Raw genomic sequence first — 5300 nt, forward strand, 5'->3', positions numbered from 1 at the left:
GCCATATGCCACGCCAATGTCGGCCATGAAACCATAGCCCTTCGATACCGGTTTGTGGCCATACCCCACGCCAAGATACGGCATGACGCTCGGCAGCCGCACCGTGGCCGATGGCGCGCCCGCAACGGCAGGAACCGTATCGTCACCGATCTTGAAGTTGCCTTGGGCGTCAGGTACCGCATGCGCCTTCAGTTCGTCGCCATTGATGAGCGCACCGCCCGTCACGCGAAAACCGCTATTCGCAAACGGAAACAGGTCGAGATAAAGGCCGCCTTGAATCAGGCTCAGATGCCCGCTGTATTTGGCGCCGTCGACATTGAACGAATGCGAAAAACCGAGGCCTTCCATTTCAGCATGGACGCCCGCCCAGGAGTTCAGCGAGTAGGCGGCGCCGACACCGCCGCCCAGCGTTCCGCCTTGTATATAGACCTCTTGCGCTTGGGTCGTCTGCGTTGCCAGCATGGCGATCATGGCGGCCGCCGCCGCGCTCAGGACTGTCTTCACCGCACCTTCTCCGTAAGTAGCCGGGGCCTTCCCCGTGGCGAGACTGTACGGTTGCGTTAAACGATTCAATGGAACGAACAGTGACCGTTTTTGGCGTCAATTCGAACGTCCATGCGTCGTCCACGAAACGTTCATCCTCGATGCAAAAAATGCATGTTTGCCAGAGTAAATTTTGCTGACTTGCGTAAGTCGGTAAGAAAAGATTCCTCGCATCTACCCTAAATGTGAGAGCCCGCTTGCCGTTAAGTTCTATGACAGCTTCATTCAATCGAAGCACACATTTACGCGGAGAGAGCATGTTTGTCGTTATTGGATGGGTGTTGGTCATCGGCTCGGTGATCGGGAGTTTCATGGGGGTTGGCGGTCATCTGGCAGCGCTCGTTCAGCCCTTCGAGCTGCTGTGCATCTTCGGTGCGGCCATCGGGGCATTCGTCGTATCAAATCCTCCCGCGACGCTCAAGAAGACGCTCAAAAGCATCCCGACTGCGTTCAAGGGCGGCGGATACTCTAAAGAAAAGTACGTGCAATTGATCGCGCTGCTTTATGAGCTGCTTCAAAAGGCGCGCAAGGAAGGCATGATGGCGCTCGAAGTCGATGTGGAAGCGCCGGAAAAAAGCCCGACCTTCATGAAGTACGAACACGTGCTCAACGATCACCATCTGCTGGAGTTCATCGTCGATTATTTGCGCATGATGTCGAGCGGCAACGTCAACGCGCTCGAGATGCAGGATCTCATGGATGAAGAACTCGAGACGCATCATGCGGAGGCATCGGTGGCATCCGGCGCGATCCAGAAGATGGCCGACGGCCTTCCCGCATTCGGCATTGTTGCGGCCGTGATGGGCGTGGTTCATACCATGGGCTCTGTCGGCGCTGCGCCTGCCATCCTGGGCGAGATGATTGCCGGCGCACTCGTCGGCACGTTCCTTGGCATCCTGCTCGCATACGGTTTCTTCGGACCGCTTGCCGATCTGCTCGCTGCAAAGGGACAGGCGGAGTCCAAGCCGTTCCAGTGCGTGAAGTCGGTACTGCTTGCATCGATGAACGGTTATGCGCCCGCCATTGCCGTGGAGTTCGGCCGCAAGGTGCTCCTCACGGCTGACCGCCCGAGCTTCAAGGAACTCGATGAAGCCGTCCGCGCCACCAAATCGCCGAAGTCGGCCTGATGCATTGCATGCATTCAGACACCACGGGTAACGAACATGGCTGAAAAACCATCCCGCGATCCCCTGCAGTCGGTGCTTGCGCCGACCATCGTGGTACGCCGCAAGAAGAAGTCCGGACACGGGGCGCATCATGGCGGCGCGTGGAAGATTGCCTACGCCGACTTCGTCACGGCCATGATGGCGTTCTTCCTGCTGATGTGGCTGCTCGGTTCGACATCGAAGTACGACAAGCAGGGCATCGAGGATTACTTCAACGCTCCGCTCTCCACGCTCTTTGGCGGCAAGGACGGCAGTGGCGCTGCGCGCTCGAGCGTGATCAACGGCGGCGGCCGCGACCTGTCGAGTTCACGTCCGGGCGAAGCGACCAAGAGCCAGGCCCAGCCGATGCCCAAGACCCCCGCGCGCATTGCCGCGGAGGACGACGCGCGCCGCCTTAAGCAACTGAAAGAGAAACTCACGGCGCTGATCGACAATACGCCGGCGCTGCGTGCATTCAAGGACCAGATTCGTATCGATATCACGAGCGAGGGATTGCGCATCGAGATCGTCGATTCGCTCAAGCGTCCGATGTTTGCATCGGGCAGCTCGAAGCTCGAAAGCTATGTGGGCGTGATCCTCGCGCAGATCGGGGCATCCATGAACGACGTGGACAACCGGGTATCGATTGCAGGTCATACCGACGCCGTGCCGTATTCCGGCGGCCAGGCGGGTTACTCGAACTGGGAGCTGTCGAGCGAACGCGCGAACGCCGCGCGCCGCTCGCTGATCGCAGGCGGCATGAGCGAAGGCAAGATCCTGCAGGTACGCGGCCTGGCCGATGTGCTGCCGCTCAACAAGGCCGTCGCCGACGAACCCACCAACCGGCGCATCAGCATTCTCGTGTTGAACAAGGCGGCGGAGCAGGCGTTCTTCGCGGATGGCGGACGGACTTCGGTGGATGATTCGCAACCGGCGAGCGCCGTGATCCCCGCGAAGGTGGCGCAAGAGCAAGCAAAACCGCGGCCGTTCTCCCCAAGCGGCGAAGTCTCTTCGAAAGGCTGACACGCCGCAGGCGCCGCGACGATACCCATTCGCTCGCGGCGCTCATCGCATCACTTCCCCTTCCCCTCCAGTAATACATCGCCGGCATCTCGCGCGAACTTTTCCCATAGCACGGCAGCGGCCTGTGCAGCGTGGCCGTCGTTTCATTACAACTGTCATAGACCTTACATACGCCTCCCGTAAAGTCCGCCCGTCGCAAGTCAGCGGACCGTCAAAGTCCCGCGTATTTACGCACTTGTTGCACCAGACCCATCACGCTACCACCCACGCTCACGGAGAATGTCTTGAACCGTAAATCACTGCTCGCCATCGCCGCACTCGCTGCGTTTGCCGCATCGGCCACACCTGCGCAAGCTCAAAGCAGCGTCACGCTGTATGGTTTGATCGATGCCGGTATCAGCTACGCGAACCACAGCACCGCCGGCACCGGCAGCTCGAAGATTTTCAAGTACGACGACGGCGTATCGCAAGGCAGCCGCTGGGGCCTGCGTGGTGCTGAAGACCTGGGCGGCGGACTCAAGGCCATCTTCACGTTGGAAAGCGGCTTCAACAGCGGTAACGGCACGCTCGGTCAGGGCGGTGCGGAATTCGGCCGCCAGGCTTACGTGGGTATTTCGAAGTCGGACGTGGGCTCGGTGACACTCGGCCGCCAGTACTCGTTCTCGACTGATTACCTGGGCGGCGCTTATTCCATTGGCGGCCAGACGGTTGCAGGCAACTACGCGTATCACATCAATGACGTGGACCAGTTGACGTCGAGCCGTATCAACAACTCGATCAAGTTCAGCAGCGCCAACTTCTACGGCGTGACGTTCGGTGGCCTGTACGGCTTCTCGAACGCTGCAGGTGCATTCTCGGGTTCGCCCACGACCACGACGGCCGGCGTGACCACGCAAGGTTCATCGCGTGCATACAGCTTCGGCCTGAACTACGCGAACGGCCCGTTCAGCGTTGGCGCGGCTTATACGGACATTCACTTCCCGGCTTCCTCCACCCCGGCGTTCAGCACGAGCATTGCAAACGTGGCGACGGGTGGCTCGAAGGACCTGCGCACGTTCGGCATTGGCGCGAACTACAAGATCGCTGCTGCGACCCTCTTCGCGTTGTGGACCAACACGCGCTTCGAAGCGATCAGCGGCGCTACTTCCAAGTTCAATACGTATGAAGCGGGTGCCAAGTATGCGTTCACGCCGGCTGCAACGGCGAGCCTCGGCTACACGTACATGAAGCTGACGGACGCGGCGCAAGGCAAGTGGCAACAGGTCGATGCAAGTGTGGATTACGCGCTCTCCAAGCGTACCGATGTCTACGTGCTGGGCATTTATCAACACGCGTCGGGTTCGAACAACGGAACCGGCGTGCAGGCGCAGATTGGTTCGAGCACGAGCTACTTCGGCACGTCGGGCCGCGGTACGGACAACCAGATCGCTGGGCGCGTGGGTATCCGCCACAAGTTCTGAGCGTTTAGCTGATACGGAAACGGGCCGCTGAAGAGCGGCCCGTTTCCATTTCGATGCCTGATTACAGTACCTTTTTACTGTCGAGCGACTTGCCCGTTTCCGCGTTATACCGTTCCACGTATTCCGCCATCAGCTTGCGCAACGCACGGCCGATCTGCTTGTAGTCGCTTTCGTTCAGATTGGCGAGCGACACGCGGCCCGACGGATGCTGCGTACCGAAGCCGCGCCCCGGCAAGAGCACAACGCGTGCGTCCTTCGCAAGGCGGAACAGCAGCTCTGACGGTTCGGTGTTCTTGAACAGCCACTGCACGAATTCTGGTCCATACGCGCGATTGCCGAGGAACTCGAGGTCGAGGATCGTGTAGTAATCGACCTGGTTCACGTCGCTGTCGTCGAAACTGATTCCAATCTCACGATACAACGCCTCCTTGCGTCCGCGAATCAGGCGCTTCAACGCGTTCTTGTACGCCTCGGGCGTGTCCATCAGCGAGAAAAGCGAGAACAGCACCATCTGCACCTGCTGCGGCGTCGATAAACCCGCCGTGTGATTCAGTGCGACGGTGCGGCTGTCCGCAACCAGCCGGTCGATGAACTTGAGGTTCTCCGGCTCCGTGGTAATGGACTCATAACGCTCGTGCAGTTCGGCGCGTTGTTCCTTGGGCAGCTTGCGGATCAGTTCGTCGATCACGTTGTCCTGGTGTGTCGCGATGGTGCCGAGCCGCCAGCCCGTGGCGCCAAAGTATTTCGAGTACGAATACACGAGGATGGTGTTCTTTGGGCACAAGGCGAAGAGCGAAACGAAGTCGTCGGCGAAGGTGCCGTACACGTCGTCGGTGAGCAGGATCAGGTCCGGCCGTTCCTTCACGATAGCTGCAATGTACTGCAGGCTTTCGGTATCGATCTTGACCGACGGCGGGTTACTCGGATTCACGAGGAAAAACGCTTTGACCTTCGGGTCGCGCAGCTTGTCGAGTTCTTCCTTCGAATATTGCCAGCCGCGTTCAACGTCGGCGTTGAGGTTGACCACATTCAACTTGTAGTCGTTGAGCGTGGGGATTTCAATGTACGGCGTGAAAATCGGTGACCCGAGCGCAATGGTGTCGCCCGGTTTGATCAGGTGATTTTCGCG

At 59.4% G+C, this 5300-nt stretch carries 5 protein-coding genes; 3 read left to right on the forward strand and 2 right to left on the reverse strand.

Annotated features, from left to right (window positions below; translation table 11 throughout):
* On the reverse strand, positions 1-504 hold a 504-nt coding region (locus tag ACFFAR_RS23745), incomplete at its 3' end, for a hypothetical protein (protein WP_174364325.1).
* Between the two features lie 296 nt (positions 505-800).
* On the opposite strand from ACFFAR_RS23745, the gene motA reads away from it, so the two are divergent.
* The 3 genes from motA (at position 801) to ACFFAR_RS23760 (ending at position 4171) form a co-directional block, all read left to right on the forward strand.
* Positions 801-1670 (forward strand): flagellar motor stator protein MotA, encoded by an 870-nt coding sequence (motA, locus tag ACFFAR_RS23750; protein ID WP_062003267.1) that lies wholly within the window; start codon positions 801-803, stop codon positions 1668-1670.
* A gap of 36 nt (positions 1671-1706) precedes the next feature.
* Entirely contained in the window at positions 1707-2711 is a 1005-nt protein-coding gene (gene motB, locus ACFFAR_RS23755) for a flagellar motor protein MotB (protein ID WP_062003268.1), read from the forward strand.
* Positions 2712-2995: 284 nt separating this feature from the next.
* Positions 2996-4171, forward strand: a complete 1176-nt coding sequence (locus ACFFAR_RS23760; protein ID WP_174364326.1) for a porin — start codon at positions 2996-2998, stop codon at positions 4169-4171.
* A 61-nt stretch (positions 4172-4232) separates the two neighbouring features.
* On the opposite strand, the gene ACFFAR_RS23765 is transcribed toward ACFFAR_RS23760, so the two are convergent.
* On the reverse strand, positions 4233-5300 hold a 1068-nt coding region (locus ACFFAR_RS23765), incomplete at its 5' end, for a bifunctional aspartate transaminase/aspartate 4-decarboxylase (RefSeq protein WP_375508579.1).

It is taken from the genome of uncultured Caballeronia sp. (assembly GCF_964243625.1).
Lineage (GTDB): Bacteria > Pseudomonadota > Gammaproteobacteria > Burkholderiales > Burkholderiaceae > Caballeronia.